The organism is Leptonema illini DSM 21528 (genome assembly GCF_000243335.1).
Classification (GTDB): domain Bacteria; phylum Spirochaetota; class Leptospiria; order Leptospirales; family Leptonemataceae; genus Leptonema; species Leptonema illini.
The window spans coordinates 1,747,320-1,763,754 of the sequence record NZ_JH597773.1; the positions used below are offsets into that span (position 1 = coordinate 1,747,320).

The following is a 16,435-nucleotide window of genomic DNA, read 5'->3' on the forward strand; positions in this document are numbered from 1 at the left end:
TGTTGACATTGACGTCAACGTTCAGCACTGTTGCCGTACGCCACCGTGCGGGGAGTATTCATGCAATTAGAAACACAGAAAACCGCCCATTCAGCGGGCACGACCGAGCGCCTGCGCATTCTGACCGCAGCGTCGCTTTTTGACGGCCATGATGCGGCCATCCATCTGATCCGGCGACTGCTTCAGGATCAGGGCGCAGAAATCATCCATATCGGACACAACCGCGGAGCTGAAGAGATCGTCGACGCGGCCATCGAAGAAGGCGTGCATGCCATCGCCCTCACCTCCTATCAGGGCGGCCATAACGAGTTCTTCCGCTACATGTATGATCTTCTACGGCAGAAAGATGCCGGCCATATTCGCATCTTCGGAGGCGGCGGCGGAACGATCCTGCCCTCTGAGATCGCAGAGCTGCAGAACTACGGCATCGAACGCATCTATCATCCCGATGACGGCCGATCGCTCGGTCTTGTGGGCATGGCCGTCGACGTCGTCGAGCGCTGCGCGAAAGAGCGTCCGGGCATGCAGCCGGGCGATATCGAAGCGGCCAGACGCAAAGATGCGGCTGCCCTTTCGCGAGTGTTAACGACGATCGAGAAGCTGTCGTCCGGCCATGCAGGAGATGCGGCTAACGAAGCACAATCAGCGACCCGCCACGCTGCGTCGACCGGGGCGGCCGCCTCGGCTGCGTTGAAGGCGGATTCGCCCGAGGCCATAGCGTTAGCCGAATTCCTGAGAAGCGGCGATCCTTCCAGTCTGCCCGCCGGTTCGAACCGGCCACCCGTTCTTGGCATCACGGGGCCTGGCGGATCGGGCAAATCTTCGTTAACCGACGAGCTGGTGCGGCGCTTTCTTAACGACTTCGCCGACATCCGCATCGCCATTCTTTCGATTGATCCGACGCGCAAGAAGACGGGCGGTGCGCTGCTTGGCGACCGTATTCGCATGAATTCGATCGCCGACAGCCGTGTTTTCATGCGCTCTCTGGCGACGGGCGGGGAGCATGATGGGTTATCCTCCCTCGCCTCGGATTTTCTGCGCTGCTACAGGGCGGCCGGCTTCGATCTGATCCTGCTTGAGACGGCGGGCATCGGCCAGGCCGACTCTGCGGTGTCAGAGATCGCCGATATGACGTTATACGTGATGACGCCCGAATACGGGGCCTCGACGCAGCTTGAGAAGATCGGTATGCTTGACTACGCCGATCTGATCGCCCTGAACAAGTCGGATCGCCGCGGCGCCGAAGACGCCCTGCAGGCCGTGCGCAAGCAATACCAGCGCAACCGACAGCTGTTTCACGAGCCTCTGGAACGCATGCCCGTCTATGGCACGACGGCCTCTCGTTTCAGCGATCCGGGTACGGACCGCCTTTTCGAGGCGCTTGTGACGCTGACCGGCAGCCTTGCAGAAAAGCGCACGAGAAGCGATCGAGCAAGCATCTTACAGACGGGCGCCCTGATTCCACAACGCAGAGTGCATTATTTACAAGAGATCGTCGACGATGCCGAGCGCTATCGCAAAGAGACGGCAGAGTTAAGCGCCCTTGCCGGCCAGCTGCAATCGATCGAAAAAACGATCGGTCTTATTAAAGAGGAAGCCCGCAGCGATGGCGGAACCGAGCTCATCAGCGCCCTTGAGCAAAGGGCCGAGGCGCTTCGCGAGCGTATTCCCTCCGACGTTCTTGAAATCATTCGAAGCTTTCCCGAGAAGGTGGCCGCCTATCGAGCGCCGGAGTCGGTGTATAAGGTCAGGGATCGCGAGATTCGCGTGCCGAATTATACGACGTCGTTATCAGGACTGCAGATTCCGAAGATCGCCGTGCCGCGTTTCGCCGATTCAGGGGAGATCGTGCGCTGGTCGCGCAGCGAGAACTTTCCGGGAGAGTTTCCGTTTACGGCCGGCATCTATCCGTTCAAGAGATCTGAAGAGGATCCGATTCGCATGTTTGCGGGTGAAGGCGGGCCGGAACGCACCAACCGACGTTTTCACTATCTTTCGCAGGGCATGCCGGCCGTGCGTCTGTCGACGGCCTTTGATTCCGTTACGCTGTACGGCGAAGATCCCGATCGACGCCCCGATATCTTCGGCAAGGTGGGTAATTCGGGCGTTTCGGTCTGTTCGTTAGACGACGCCAAGCGTCTGTATTCGGGCTTCCGGCTCTGTGATCCGCGGACGTCGGTGTCGATGACGATTAACGGTCCGGCGCCGATGATCCTGGCCTTTTATTTCAATGCCGCCGTCGATCAGGAATGCGAGATATACTTACGCGAAAACGGCATGCTTGAAGAGGCGAATCGCAAGATCGATGAGATCTATCGGGCGATGAATCAGAAGCGCCCCGTATATCACGGCGATCTGCCGCCCGGTCATGACGGCCTCGGCCTTGCCCTTCTTGGCATCACAGGCGACCGGTTGCTTGAGCGCGACGTTTACGAGAAGATTAAAGCGAACACGCTCGGCCATCTTCGCGGAACGGTGCAGGCCGATATTCTTAAAGAAGATCAGGCGCAGAATACGTGCATCTTCTCGATCGAGTTCGCTCTGCGTATGATGGGCGATATACAGGAGTTCTTCTCGAAGAATCGCATCCGCAATTTCTATTCGGTTTCGGTGTCGGGATACCATATCGCCGAGGCCGGAGCGAATCCGATCAGCCAGCTTGCCTTCACGCTGTCGAACGGCTTCACGTATCTCGAATACTATCTTTCGCGCGGACTGCATATCGACGAGGTCGCTCCGAATCTGTCGTTCTTCTTTTCAAACGGCATGGATCCGGAATACTCGGTGATCGGTCGCGTCGCACGGCGCATCTGGGCGATGGCGATAAAGCATCGCTACGGCGGCAACGAACGCAGTCAGATGCTCAAGTATCATATTCAAACGTCGGGCCGATCGCTGCATGCGCAGGAGATCAGCTTCAACGACATCCGCACGACGCTGCAGGCGTTATACGCCATCTATGATAACTGTAATTCGCTGCATACAAACGCCTACGACGAGGCGATTACGACTCCGACAGAGGAGTCGGTGCGCCGCGCCGTCGCCATCCAGCTTGTCATCAACCGCGAGCTGGGGCTTGCGAAGAACGAGAATCCGCTTCAGGGCAGCTTTATCATCGAAGAGCTGACCGATTTAGTCGAAGAGGCCGTCTTCGCCGAATTCCTGCGCCTGTCGGATCGCGGCGGCGTGCTTGGCGCCATGGAGACGATGTATCAGCGCAATCGCATCCAGGAAGAATCGATGCATTACGAGACGCTCAAGAACAGCGGCCAGCTTCCGCTGATCGGCGTGAATACGTTTCTTGATCCGTCGGGTTCGCCGACTGTGCTGCCGCCCGAGATCGTGCGATCGACCGACGACGAAAAGCTGCGACAGATCGAGCAGCGCGACGCCTGTCAGGCACGCTTCGCCGACGAAACGACGGCTGCCCTCGAACGCCTGCAGCGCACGGCGATGGCCGGCGAGAACGTCTTCACCGCTCTTCTCGAAACGGCAAAGACGGCGACGCTGGGCCAGATGACGCATACGCTTTACAGGGCCGGCGGAGAATACCGAAGAAGCATGTAAAGCGGGCGCCGCATACACAGTCGAAGGCTGTCTCAATAAGAACCGCTTACTTGCGAACTCTCACAATTTTTTGCGAGCAGGCGGATTATTCTTTCTAAGAAAAGATGTTAGACGTCTTATGCGTTATGCTGAATCGGACGTCTGCGTTACTTCGCGCTCGTAGAAAGAAGATCCCCCGGGACAAAGAACAGAAGAAAGTTGAGACAGAATTGAGCGGTGTTGAGAACCGCATGGATGCGGGCACGACACTGATCACGAAAACCGATCTGAACGGGCGTATAACGTATGCAAACGACAGATTCGCCCATATTTCGGAGTCGACGGTTCACGATCTTCTCGGCAAGCCGCACAGCATCATACGACATCCGGCTATGCCGCGAAGCGCCTTCTACGATCTATGGCAGACGATTCAGGCGGGCAATCCCTGGAGAGGGATCGTAGTTAACAGAGCTCTATCGGGCAACCATTACTGGGTCGATGCGAACGTCGCCCCTCGCAGAGAAAACGGCGAGGTCGTCGGTTATATCTCGGTGCGAAGAAAGCCCGACGAAGAGACGCGACAGAAGGCCGAACGACTTTACTCGGCGATCCTTTCGGGTAAAGAGGAGCTGCCTCCTTCTAACCGACACAGGCTTTCTATTTCTGGAAGACTGTTCCTTTTTGCGGCCGCCGTTGCGCTTTTCTGTCCGCTGACTGTGGGGATCGCCAGGTTCCACTTTCTGACCGGCCTGTTGTGTTCGCTCCTCTGCGGCGGGGTCGCCATTGCAGCGGCCCTGCATCTGAAACGCATCATTGTCGAGCCCATCTTACACACGGCAAAGCTCGGGAACCGAATGGCTACGGGCGATCTGACCGTTCAGCTCAAGCACGATCGCAACGACGAGATCGGAGAAATCCAGAAGGCCATGCTGAACCTCATGATCAACACGGCCGGCATCATCGGCCAGATCGGCGAGGCCAGCGAACGGCTTGAAGCCAATTCCGCCGAAACAAGAAAGAGCGCGGCCAATCTGAAAGAAGGCAGCGGACACATCTCCATGGATGCAGTTGAGATCGCCTCAGGAGCCGAAGAGATGAATCGTTCGCTGCAATTCCTTGCCTCTTCGGTCGAAGAGCTGAGCATCTCCATGCATGAAGTCGCATCACAGGCCTCGGGTGCGAATACGCTCGTTAAGGATTCCCGATCAGAGATCGACCGCGCAACCGAGGCCGTTACCTCTCTTTCGGCCTCGGCCAAACATGCCGGAGAGGTCGTCGACACGATTCAGTCTATCGCGGCGCAGACGAATCTGCTCGCTCTCAATGCTACGATTGAGGCTGCGGCCGCCGGTGAGGCCGGCAAGGGATTTGCCGTCGTCGCCGGCGAAGTAAAGGCCCTTTCGCAGCAGGCAGGCAAGGCGGCAGAAACGGTTCGCGACCGCATGAAAGAGATCCAGAAAAAGGTACAGGAAACGCTGTCCATCGTCACCGAGGTGCGTAAAGGATCGTTAAGCCTGCAGGAGATCAGCACCGGCATCGCCGGAGCGGCCGAAGAGCAATCCGTTACCGTGAAAGAAGTGGCTAAATCCATCTCTGAGGCTGCGACCGCCTCATCAGACGTAGCCCGCCGTATCAGCTCGATCAGCCAGACGACGCAGAACGGATTAAAAGATGCTATGTCGTTGGAAGAAGCGGCGACATCGACCGACGAAGCGGCAAAGGTTCTGAGGCAGACGGTCGCCAGCTTTCGCGTTTGACAGGCGGGCATTCGTACCCTATAGTAGGAGCGATGAATCGCTTCCTGATCGCCCGATTGTCGTTCGCACCGTTATCGCCTGCCCGGTTGCTTCTCGCCGCCCTGCTTCTTGCTCTTTTGCCCGTCGGCACCATGGCCGAGCAGCCCGCCGCCGAGAAGTATCTGTATCGCGTCTCGATTAAAGGGGCGATTACGCCGGCGACGATGGGCACGTTGCGCCGGGCCGTCGAAAAGGCGAATGAAAAGGCGACGGAGCTGCGCGTTGCCGGCAACAACGATCCATCGGCCGTCGCCCTGCTTGTGACGCTTGATACGCCGGGCGGGCTGATGGCGTCGATGGATGAGATGATCCGCGATATCATCAACTCAAAGGTTCCCGTCATCACGTATGTGTCGCCTCCTGGCGCCTCATGCGGATCGGCCGGCGTCTATATTCTCATGGCCTCGCACGTAGCGGCGATGGCACCGGCGACGAATATCGGCTCGGCGACGCCCGTGCAGATGTCGCCCGGCGGACAGGAAAAGCCCGCTCCTGGCGAGAAGACGGATCGCATTCCCGAAGAGGCCGGCGCCGACGATGCATTAAACATGAAGCGCAAGCTGCTTCATCATGCCATAGCGCAGATCCGCGGGCTTGCGGAGTTTCACGGACGCAACGCCTCGTTTGCAGAAAGCACCATCACACGAGCCGAGAACGTCACATCGACCGAGGCCTTGCGCCTGCGCGCCATCGACGTGCTTGCCATCAGCGAGACGGAGCTTCTACAGCAGATCGAAGGACGCACGGTACGCATGACGGACGGAACGATCACGCTCTCGCTGAAAGAGGCGACGGTCGTCGATGTTGAAGACGACTTTCGCGACCGACTGCTTCTTTTGATCGCTGATCCGAACCTTGCCTATATTCTGATGATGATCGGCATCGTCGGCATTATGGCCGAGATTCAGTATCCCGGTTCGATCTTTCCAGGCGTCATCGGATCGATCTGCCTGATCCTCGGCCTCTATGCAATGCAGACGCTGCCCGTTAACTGGGCCGGCTTTGGATTGATACTGCTTGGATTCCTTTTCTTCATACTGGAAGTAAAGATCATCAGTTATGGCATGCTGAGTATAGCCGGCGCCATCAGCATCCTTCTTGGCTCGATTCTTATGGCGAAATCGGGCGACGATGTGGCCAGCGTTTCGCTCATGACGGCGCTTACGACATCGGGCCTGGCCATGCTCGTATCGCTCTTTCTCGTATATAAAGCGGCGCAGGCGATGCGACGCACGCCCGTCAGCGGCGAAGAGGCGCTGTTTCAAGAAACGGGCAAGGTCATACACGAGGTGCGCGAAAACGATGGACGGATCTTTATTCATGGCGAATACTGGAATGCACGCTCCGAAGACGGAAGCGTCATCGCCGTCGGATCAACCATCCGACCCGTGCGCCGCGACGGCATGCTTCTTTTCGTGAAGGTCATCACCGAAGAGAAGAACGGTTAACGAAGCGCTCCGGTTCCGGCGGGCGCTCGCATCTTTCATATGATGAAGGATGAGATGTGCCCCAGCGTCAGATACAGATTTGCAGAGATAACGTATAAACAAGAATAACAAAGGAGTATCAAATGGGTCTCTATCCGATAATACTGATCGTCGCGGCGACTGTGCTGTTTTTCTCGCAGGCCATCCGCGTTCTTAAAGAATACGAGCGAGGTGTGGTCTTTCGTCTCGGTCGCTTCTCAAACGTCAAGGGTCCCGGTCTGATCATCCTGATTCCCTTCATCGATAAGATGGAGAAGGTCAGTCTGCGCACCGTGGCCATGGACGTTCCTCCGCAAGATATCATCACGAAGGATAACGTTACGACGAAGGTGAACGCCGTCGTATACTTTCGAGTGATGGACGCACAGCGCGCCGTCATCGAGGTGGAGGACGTTCTCTATGCCACATCGCAGCTCGCCCAGACGACGCTGCGTTCGATTCTGGGCGAGTCGGAGCTCGACGAGATCCTATCTGAACGAGAAAAGATCAACGAGCATCTGCAGACCGTTCTCGACCGGCAGACCGACGCCTGGGGCATCAAGGTCTCTCTCGTCGAACTCAAGCATATCGACCTGCCGCAAGAGATGCAACGAGCCATGGCCCGTCAGGCCGAAGCGGAGCGCGAACGCCGTGCAAAGATCATCTCGGCCGAAGGCGAATTCCAAGCATCGCAGAAGCTTTCTGACGCTGCCGCCGTCATCGAGCAGCATCCTGTCGCCATCCAGCTGCGTTATATGCAGACGCTGGTCGAGATCTCGGCCGACAAAAACTCCACGATCGTCTTTCCCCTGCCCGTCGAGATGCTGAGCGGCATCATCGACAGCCTCGGCAAAAAGAAGTAATCTTAACGCAGGCCGCTGATTTCGAACTCAAAAACGAAATCAGCGGCGACTTCTGATCGGGACTTCCAGTAAAACTTCCTTGACAGAATCAGACAGAGCCTGTGCGATTGGAGCGTGGGGCGGATTGGTGTGTCCGGAGGGGCGCGCGGGCAAGCCATGTACGCCGGGTTGCGGGTAATGCGTTCCGGGCGGGGATTATACGCATGCGGGAAATAGGGCGGGAAGGGCGGATTGTGCGCATGCGGGAAACACGGGGACGGGCGGATTGTGCGTAGGCGGGGAAGACGCCGGGCGGGACGGATTATACGCATGCGGATAACGCGGGATTAAGCGAATGCGTATAGAACAAGTTATGCGAAAGCGACAATAGATGAGAATGAAATATGAAACCCGGCACAGAATATGAAATTCTAACCAAGGATATTTTCAAGGAGATCCTATCTCAGGATTCTGTCGAAAACCTCAGAGTCGAGCATGACATTATAATTCCTGGAAAAACTACTTCTCACCAAATTGATGTTTTCTGGGAATTCAAGATTGCTGGTGTTACTTATCAAACAATAGTACAGGCAAAACACTGGAATTCTCGCGTTGATCAAGGAGAATTACTAAAATTTAAATCCGTCTTAGATGATATCCCAGGACAACCACGCGGAATCTTTGTAACACAGAAAGGATATCAATCCGGTTCTGTTGATTACGCTAATGCCCATGGAATTTTGCTGTATGAATTAAGAGAACCATCAAGGCATGAAATTGGCACAAGGGTAAAAAGTGTTGAGATTCAAATCAATGGCTTTTTCCCCATGACAAAAGTAATTGGAGTCTTAACGGACAGCCATTGGTTTAAAAAAGAAATAGAGCAGAGAAATATATCGCCTGAAGAATTAGACAAAATACAAATTGATGGGGATACCGATGAAATCTCCCTCCTCGACTCTAACCTCAATACCTATTCAAATTTGTATGATCTAATCAATAGCGGATTGGAGACAGGATTTTATGAATTGCCACCAACGGAAAAAGAAGTTTTCGTTGATCGAGATACATTTATAAAAACTAATTCTGATAGATTACCATTTCTTAAAATAAGGGGAACAAGGGCTGAATACTCTGTATCTCGTTCATCAGAAGTTCACAAATTTGAACGGGATGATTTTCCAGAATACGTATTAAAAAATCTCCACGATGACACGAGCCATCTGTTTTCAAAACAAAGAAAGATCATTGAATGAATTATCACGTCGCCTAAGTAGAGGTTAGGATGAACAAATGTTTATATTGTGATGCGACCGAACCCACCGTTACCTTTACTTCCCAAGAGCATGTTTTCCCGGCAGGTCTAGGGGGTATATTTCAGCTGCCCGTTGGCACAGTCTGTGACAAATGCAATACGGAAATTTTCTCACCACTCGAGCTCGATTTCATGCGAAATTCCTTCATCGGTCTACCACGACAGTTTTACGGTCCAGGTAAGCGAGGTTCACTCAATCCGAATGATGCAACATCCTCATTGGTTCACTTAATGGCCTTCACTGATGATTCCGATGAAAAATCTCTCGGGGTTATGCAGACTGGAATCCCTTTTCAGATCCCGCAATTTCGCTTTCTGGGACCGGACACTGTAGCAGTTGTCCTTGATCCACGGCATGGAAATGTAGACACCCAATTGGCAGATTTCTCGAAAGCTATGCGTGGTTTTACAGATAGTAGTAAGTATGTACACCTAACAGATGAACTCCTCCAAGAAGACGAAATCTACTTTGGTTTTTGGGAGAACAAATACTATCTCTGTGCGCGGGAACGCAGTTCAGTCTCCGTGGTGCTCGAATACTTGGACCTACTCCGGAAAGGAGAGCTGGTTGAAACCACTGGACGTGAACACAAGAAAGCTCAAGTACAAAGCCGACAGCAATTCGGATTCAATATCAAAGCATTTGAAAGAGTCTCTGCCAAAATCGCCTTTAATGCCCTCTGCTATCTGAATTCCCCAGAATTTTGTCGCCAACAGCAATTCAACGGTATTCGCCAATTCATTGCATCCGGGGGAGAGAACAGTTTCGTCTCGCTGCTCGACGCAAGCCATGCACCATTAAATACACACATCAATGTTGCATTTCCATTACACTCGCACCGAGTCTTTATCTTCCCTGCAAATGACCAAGGACATCTCGCTCTGCTGAATTTCTATGGCTCTTTCAACCTCGTAATTAGATTGGCCACAGATCCAGCACCAAGAGGTTCTTTTGTTGGGGTTATTTGCGACTGGCGCAATCGGAAGGATTACAACCTTAGCGACTATATGAGGTCCCTGTGAACACCTCGGTGACGCCTTCGCATAACTGTCGATTTCACGCTGCGGCTCCACTGTCGTGGCGCCTTGGTCTTCGCTCCTTTCGTCGCTGCTCGCTCAGACACATGCTCCTGTCGTCGCACGTCGTGAAATCTTTTTCGTTATGCGTCATTGCAAAAAAGTATAATTCTTAGAGAGAAAAAATGTCAAAAAAATACCGTGCTATTCTATTAATAATATCGCTCATCCTTCTTCTGATAATAAGTTTTACTGTCAAAGGGAGCATAATCCCTCCGGTTCAAGATTTCTGGTTTTCATCAGGGATATTACTATTAATATTGCTATCTCTTATAGACCAGCCTCATTTTTCAAAGGATGCAAATATTTTCATTAATGCTGCAACTGCAGCGGTTTCATTGTTATTAATAAACAAAACAGATCGAGATTGGATTTTTTGGTCGTTTGTTTACTTTATATTATATCTATTTGCATCAAGTTATTTTTTAATATGGTTGAGAAATAATCCTCTTAATGAAGAAAATAAATACATCCAGCTATTTTCCAGAATAAACAGAAACCTTGGAAAGCCTTCTACTATTTTTTCTGCTTTCTTCCTTTGGGGGGCAATAAAACAATTCGGCCTCAATAGCAATGAAACAATTGCTCTTTTTTGGTATTGGTTCGCTTTCATGCTCTTTAATGCACCGAGTATTGCAAAAATCATTGAATCTTTTTTTGATAATAAAATAGTCCAGATCAATGAATCCTCCATAGGGAGTATATTTGGAGTTCAATCCAAAAAAATGTTTCTAACAAAGCTTTTCGAACAAAGAAAAAGCATCTCAAAATTTGATATAGTTCATTTTCGTTACTCAATGCAAGATAGTAACGACCTTCTTGTACGTGGGATTGTTTTCGATACTTATTTACTGAATGAAGCAAAATGGGCAAAAATACTGCAGTTAGATATAGTAAAGGATACAAACGAAAATCTGGCAAAAAATATTGTTCATTTAGTTAGCCCAGATGAGAAAGAAAGAATTGCTGAAGAGCTTTCAGTTAATAGATTTATTGGAATTATCACGGAAGGATCTGGAATAGGGAAAATAAAGTTTGAGTATTCCAAAAAGCAAGACAATTTACAAGAAGGCGATTTAATAGAACTCACTGTTGCGAATCGCAGACTCTTTTACCAAGTCATTAACGGTTTTACCACGATTATGTCCCGAATTTAGTTAGAGTTTGAAAAGGCGGAACCCTGGCCCAAAATGGGCCAAACACCACATTCCCTTACGGAGGGTTCCATATGAAGAAGAACGAACGGGCAGAAACCAGTCAAACACAAAGCCTTACGGCCGAAGGTTTTCGGGATTATATTCGAACCAGCCTCGATGCTCGAGTGCGCGAATTTGCACTCGGTTACGTAGGAGCTTTGATTCTCGAAGAAATCGAAACGTTATGCGGCAAGACAGGGGAGCATAAGAGAGGCCGTGGATTTGCTCATCGAGGCGGCAGCCAGCGAGGTTCCATTGTGCTCGATGGAGAAAGGGTGGCCATCCAGAGGCCCAGAGCTCGACGTAACGGCAAGGAGGTGAAGCTGGAGCGATATGAGATCCTTCAGGATCGCTCTGATCTTCGCGAGCATGTTGAGCGCCTGATGCTGGCGGGCATCAGCACCCGGAACTATGAAAAGACGCTGAGAAAGACAGAAGCCTCTCTCGGCCTTTCGCGGAGTGCGGTTTCGCGGGAGTTTGTGAAGTCCAGCCGTGAGTCGCTCAATCATTTGAATTCACGCAGGTTTCCTGATCAGACATTCTGGTGTATTGTTCTTGATGGCATCGTATTCGGCGGCTCTGTCGTAATCGTTGCTCTCGGGGTCGATACGGCCGGAAACAAGCATTTTCTGGGCATTTCTGAGGGGTCTACAGAGAATGCTGATAGCGCACTCAGTGTCCTTCAATCAATCGAGAGCCGTGATATCCGCTTCACAGATCGTGTGCTTGTCGTCATGGATGGATCAAAGGCTCTCGAAAAAGCGGCCAGAGAATTCTTCGGTAGCAGAGCTGAAATTCAACTCTGCTACCTTCATAAACAGAGGAATGTCCTTGCAAAACTCCCACGGAAGTATCATGCAGAATTCTGCAAGAGATACAAGCAGGCATTCAGTGCGAACAGTTACGAAGATGTCGCAAGCGAAATGCGGTCCGTGCTATCATGGCTCGAATCCATCAGCTACAGCGCCTCTCAGAGCCTTCAGGAGGGCTTTGAAGCATTGTTAACGCTGCATCGCATCAACATGCCGCCGAAGTTGAGAACATCCTTCTACACAACCAATCTGATCGATTCGGCATTCTCGAATCCCAGGTCTCAGCTCAACCGGGTTAAACGATCAAGGCCTCAGACAGACCAGGTGCTCCGATGGGTCGGCAGTCTCCTGCTATCACAGGAGGAACAATTCCGTAAGGTGCGGGCCTACACTCATATCCATGAGTTCTTAAACACCTTCCTGGATAAAAAGATTGACGAGCGGATCTCGGCATAGGATGCATTCAGTGGGTCCCGCCTCAAAGTCTAACTATCACTGGGACATAGTCTTTTACCACAATCGAAAGATTGGAAGAGCGAAATGAATCTGGTTTCATAGAGGGCGAAGCTATTCAATTGGGGGAATGGATTAACAGCGAATTACATTTTCAAAAATTCGGTTGGGTGCCTCCAGTAAATACACCTATTTTTTTTGCTGATACAACTAATATTCAAATTCCTCGGTTTAGACATCCCAAAGTACAATTAGGAAAAATACCGAATACAACACTTCCATCGATAATGGATTTAAATTTAGCAATAAGCCATCACTTAGCCATTCTTGGAATAACAGGATCCGGAAAGTCTTTTATAGCAAAAGAAATTATCCAAGGCTTAAAATCGACAACGAAAGTCATTATTGTGGACTTTACTAGCGAGTGGAAAAAGAAATTTTCCGCTTCCGACAATATAACTTTAAATTTGGACCAAAATACAATTTCTCGATTTTTGAATAGCGATAACCAAATTGGTATCGTAGAGTTGCCTTCTCTGAGTAATACAGTCGATGTATTAGAATCTACTGAGAAGGTGCTTGAGAAAATTTTCAATTTCGCCAAAACACGATACGATGAGGAAAATCCAACTAAAATCTGTCTCGTATTGGAAGAAGCTCATACAATAACGCCTGAGTCATCGTTTCTAAGCGATCTTGGTCAATTTGGTAGTGCCAAGGCCATAGTTAACAAAATGGGTCAAGTAGCCCTCCAAGGAAGAAAATATGGTGTCGGTTTAATAGTAATTGCTCAAAGGACAGCCAATGTATCAAAAACTGTTTTAACCCAGTGCAATTCGATTATTTGCTTTCAAGCATTTGATGAAACCAGTTTCAATTTTTTGGGAAATTATGTTGGGAAAGAATTTGTTCAAGCACTTCCCAATTTAAAACAATATCATGCAATCGTTACGGGAAAAGCCTTTAAATCGAGTTTACCAATGATTGTAGATTTAAGCAAATAACTAACAAACAAAGAGCAACGACGCATAACTTCTGATTTATTGCTGCGTCCTCCCGTTCGGTCGTCCTTGGTCTTCGCCGGGTATGCTCCCATTCGGTCGCCCGGCTTCAGACACATTGGCCTGACGGCCAACGTCAATAAATCGTTTTCGTTAGACGCCATGCCACTGGGGGCAACCAAGGGTAAACGACTATGAACGAATGGACAATTGAAATCGAAGGTCCTCCCCTGACTAAATTAGAAGAATCTATCAGGCAGGGAGCAATTCGCGCTGATGGCCGCCGTCTCCTTACTGAGGAAACAGTGGGCAATATTGGCGGACTGAGGGTTCAAGTATTTTCCAGAGAGCATCCACCGCCACACTTTCGCGTCATTCACCAAGGGATAAGCAACAATTTCACTATTAAAGATTGCCAGCCATTGAATGGTGAGGCACTGAAGAGATTCTTTCGCAACATCCGCGAGTGGCATGCGGAACACAAACCAGGCTTGATTGAAGCATGGAATCGAAACCGACCTGCCGACTGCCCGGTTGGTAGGTATACAGACGATTGAATGAAATTCCACACTGGAGAAAAATGTGAAACAGATATGGGAGCAGAAATATTCTCACGGCGGAAAAGCTTTCCGACTGGCTATAGTTGCATCCGGCGCAAACCTCCGCGTCCAGGCTTCTAATATGGATGGGCGACCTGCACTATTCAGATTTGTGGATGAAGCGGGAAAGGAAAAAAGCATGGAAGTCTGCGCTTATCTCGATTGGATAATGCAAGAAGAGTTGGTTTTTGACGGCCGTGATCCAAAGCATTGGCTGTCTGTTTTAGTGAACAAGGTTAGGGAAATGATTGAACTTGCAATAGACAACAATCGCTCGGTGAACCTTTGAACTACCGTGGCACGGCGTCTAACTGTAAACCGGCACCGATAGTGACCCACCCCCGGCAATTATCGTGACCCGGGGGCGGCACATTTTGTGACCCCCCCCGGCAAAAATGATGACACACCTTCCGGCGAGTCTTGTGCTCCACTCATTTGCTACGTTAGCAGCTTTGCAATGGGAGGATCACATCGGCGGGGCGGAGATCAGCATACCGGCATTGGAAGCCGGCGGGCGGATCGAGGTAGCTGGGGCTGGAGCGGGAGACTTGTGGCGGTCAGGGAGGCTGGAGTCTTGTCGCGGCCAGGGAGTCAGGGGGGTGACGGGAGGCGGCGCCGAGATTTTTTATTGACAGAGCGGTGCGACCGAGAAGAATCGTGCGGGGGGATCATGGCCATTTGCTCGGAAGCGACGGCCGTTAACCGGCACTCGAAATAACTCTCCTCTCCCCATTTCGCGCTAAGAATTTTTTGTTCCCCTTACTCCCCTCCGCGCCCGCTGTGCCCTCTGTGGTTATCCTCTTGCTTTCGCCCGCCCCGATAAACTGTAAACCGGCACCGATACTGACCCTCCCCCGGCAATTATCGTGACCCGGTGGCGGCACATTTTGTGACCCACCTCGGCAAAAATGATGCCCCACCTTCCGGCAGGTTTTGTGATCCGCTCATTTGCTACGTTGGCAGTCCTTCAATGCGAGGATCATATCGGTGGGGCGGAGATTAGCGAGCCAGCATTGGAAGCCGGCGGGCGGATCGAGGCGGCTGGGGATGGATGAAGCGGGAGGCTTGTCGCGGCCAGGGAGGCTGGAGTCCTGTCGCGGCCAGGGAGTCAGGGGGGTGACGGGAGTCGGCCCGAGATTCTTTATTGACAGAGCGGTCCGATCGGAAAGAATCGGGCGGGGGGGATTCTTGATTATACATGAATTAGCCAGAATGAGAACACAGATAGTCGATAGAATCACTATAACACTATCAATAAGCCTCTGGCTGATTGCTGCATGCATGGAAGAAAAAGATGGAGAGAGGCAAATGGGCAATGATCTATCTCAGATACACATCACTGAGTCATGGAAGGTTCTGAATCTTCAGACTGGTACAACAAACGCAATAGTGCGAATAAACGAAGGCCTTAGCTCTATCAAGGGGCATCCATCACTCTCGAATCGTATCGGCATAGCGATGCCATTACCTCCAGAAATCAGCATGGATGATCTGAATTCGATCGAAGACTTCTTGTTTGATTCATCGGAGGCCTCAAACAACAGATTTATCATTGCCGTAATCATCACGGCGCCAGAATTTCGAGAATTTGTCCTCTATTTGAACGATCCCTCAGATGCTATAAAGGTCATTGAGAATATGAAGAGGAAATATCCAAAATGGCAATTTCAATATTATGTAAAATCCGATCCCAATTGGGAAGGCTATTCTGAATTTCTGCGATAGCTGTGGCTAAAGCGATTAACTCAACGATTGCCCCCTCCGCTCGAACCAGAGTTGTCCGGCCATGCAGGCAGTCACAACGGAATACTCTCCGGTCCCAAAAAGATATGGCAACATACTACATTGAACAATTCGCAGATGAGACATGGGCAAGCGTTAGCAAGTCCCTTGCCCGTTGGATCACTGAGCACGGCGCATCTACCAGCATAGGGTGGAGCGAGGGCGATAGTTTGACACTCGAACCCGCTCTTCACTTCTGTTGCCTGAACATCCCGGACCACCTGGGCGATAAAAGCGATCTTGTATTTGGTTGGGCACAATCTACAAATCGTATTTGGGGCATTGAAAGAAATGGCCGGATTACTTTCTCACATGATCCGGAGCTTGTGGTCGAATTACCAGAACCGGAAGACGTAAAAATCCCGAGATGGTTGACCTGATTTCCCCTCCGCGTCCGCTGTGTCCTCTGTGGTTATCCTCTTGCTTTCGCTCGCCCCGATAAACTGTAAACCGGCACCGATACCGACCCACCCCGGCAAAAATGATGACACATCTTCCGCCGGGCTTTTTGATCTACTCATTTGCTACGTTAGCAGCTCTTCCATGCGAG

13 protein-coding genes are annotated in these 16,435 nt (G+C 51.1%); all 13 read left to right on the forward strand.

From position 1 onward, the window contains the following. The first annotated feature begins 60 nt into the window (after positions 1 to 60). The 13 genes from LEPIL_RS07965 (at position 61) to LEPIL_RS08030 (ending at position 16,265) form a co-directional block, all read left to right on the forward strand. Positions 61 to 3,567, forward strand: coding sequence for a methylmalonyl-CoA mutase family protein (locus LEPIL_RS07965; RefSeq protein ID WP_002771660.1), 3,507 nt, complete (start codon positions 61 to 63; stop codon positions 3,565 to 3,567). Between the two features lie 104 nt (positions 3,568 to 3,671). After that, entirely contained in the window at positions 3,672 to 5,303 is a 1,632-nt protein-coding gene (locus tag LEPIL_RS07970) for a methyl-accepting chemotaxis protein (protein ID WP_078123461.1), read from the forward strand. Positions 5,304 to 5,335: 32 nt separating this feature from the next. Next, complete coding sequence (locus tag LEPIL_RS07975) at positions 5,336 to 6,790, forward strand: NfeD family protein (protein ID WP_002771662.1); 1,455 nt, start codon at positions 5,336 to 5,338, stop codon at positions 6,788 to 6,790. Between the two features lie 122 nt (positions 6,791 to 6,912). Next, entirely contained in the window at positions 6,913 to 7,671 is a 759-nt protein-coding gene (locus tag LEPIL_RS07980; protein WP_002771663.1) for a slipin family protein, read from the forward strand. A 383-nt stretch (positions 7,672 to 8,054) separates the two neighbouring features. Then, a complete protein-coding gene (locus LEPIL_RS21840) occupies positions 8,055 to 8,906 on the forward strand; it encodes a restriction endonuclease (protein WP_002771665.1) in 852 nt (283 codons plus the stop codon). A gap of 29 nt (positions 8,907 to 8,935) precedes the next feature. Beyond that, a complete protein-coding gene (locus LEPIL_RS07990; RefSeq protein WP_002771666.1) occupies positions 8,936 to 9,988 on the forward strand; it encodes an HNH endonuclease in 1,053 nt (350 codons plus the stop codon). A 179-nt stretch (positions 9,989 to 10,167) separates the two neighbouring features. Next, positions 10,168 to 11,199 carry a hypothetical protein gene (locus LEPIL_RS07995; RefSeq protein ID WP_052608240.1) on the forward strand — a complete coding sequence of 344 codons (1,032 nt, stop codon included), beginning with the start codon at positions 10,168 to 10,170 and terminating at the stop codon, positions 11,197 to 11,199. Between the two features lie 71 nt (positions 11,200 to 11,270). Next, positions 11,271 to 12,506 carry an IS256-like element ISLil1 family transposase gene (locus tag LEPIL_RS08000; protein ID WP_002771667.1) on the forward strand — a complete coding sequence of 412 codons (1,236 nt, stop codon included), beginning with the start codon at positions 11,271 to 11,273 and terminating at the stop codon, positions 12,504 to 12,506. A 71-nt stretch (positions 12,507 to 12,577) separates the two neighbouring features. Beyond that, a complete protein-coding gene (locus LEPIL_RS08005) occupies positions 12,578 to 13,507 on the forward strand; it encodes an ATP-binding protein (protein ID WP_157135040.1) in 930 nt (309 codons plus the stop codon). Positions 13,508 to 13,698: 191 nt separating this feature from the next. Next, positions 13,699 to 14,061, forward strand: coding sequence for a DUF4160 domain-containing protein (locus LEPIL_RS22905; protein ID WP_078123567.1), 363 nt, complete (start codon positions 13,699 to 13,701; stop codon positions 14,059 to 14,061). A gap of 25 nt (positions 14,062 to 14,086) precedes the next feature. Next, entirely contained in the window at positions 14,087 to 14,392 is a 306-nt protein-coding gene (locus LEPIL_RS08015) for a hypothetical protein (RefSeq protein WP_002771671.1), read from the forward strand. A 758-nt stretch (positions 14,393 to 15,150) separates the two neighbouring features. After that, positions 15,151 to 15,828 carry a DUF695 domain-containing protein gene (locus tag LEPIL_RS22910; protein ID WP_078123568.1) on the forward strand — a complete coding sequence of 226 codons (678 nt, stop codon included), beginning with the start codon at positions 15,151 to 15,153 and terminating at the stop codon, positions 15,826 to 15,828. A 104-nt stretch (positions 15,829 to 15,932) separates the two neighbouring features. Continuing rightward, a complete protein-coding gene (locus LEPIL_RS08030; protein ID WP_040918469.1) occupies positions 15,933 to 16,265 on the forward strand; it encodes a hypothetical protein in 333 nt (110 codons plus the stop codon). Positions 16,266 to 16,435 lie beyond the last annotated feature (170 nt).

Coding starts and splice junctions, on each gene's coding strand:
- LEPIL_RS07965 (WP_002771660.1), top strand. CDS start 61: ATGCAATTAGAAACACAGAAAACCGCCCATTCAGCGGGCACGACCGAG.
- LEPIL_RS07970 (WP_078123461.1), top strand. CDS start 3,672: ATGTTAGACGTCTTATGCGTTATGCTGAATCGGACGTCTGCGTTACTT.
- LEPIL_RS07975 (WP_002771662.1), top strand. CDS start 5,336: ATGAATCGCTTCCTGATCGCCCGATTGTCGTTCGCACCGTTATCGCCT.
- LEPIL_RS07980 (WP_002771663.1), top strand. CDS start 6,913: ATGGGTCTCTATCCGATAATACTGATCGTCGCGGCGACTGTGCTGTTT.
- LEPIL_RS21840 (WP_002771665.1), top strand. CDS start 8,055: ATGAAACCCGGCACAGAATATGAAATTCTAACCAAGGATATTTTCAAG.
- LEPIL_RS07990 (WP_002771666.1), top strand. CDS start 8,936: ATGAACAAATGTTTATATTGTGATGCGACCGAACCCACCGTTACCTTT.
- LEPIL_RS07995 (WP_052608240.1), top strand. CDS start 10,168: ATGTCAAAAAAATACCGTGCTATTCTATTAATAATATCGCTCATCCTT.
- LEPIL_RS08000 (WP_002771667.1), top strand. CDS start 11,271: ATGAAGAAGAACGAACGGGCAGAAACCAGTCAAACACAAAGCCTTACG.
- LEPIL_RS22905 (WP_078123567.1), top strand. CDS start 13,699: ATGAACGAATGGACAATTGAAATCGAAGGTCCTCCCCTGACTAAATTA.
- LEPIL_RS22910 (WP_078123568.1), top strand. CDS start 15,151: ATGGATGAAGCGGGAGGCTTGTCGCGGCCAGGGAGGCTGGAGTCCTGT.
- LEPIL_RS08030 (WP_040918469.1), top strand. CDS start 15,933: ATGGCAACATACTACATTGAACAATTCGCAGATGAGACATGGGCAAGC.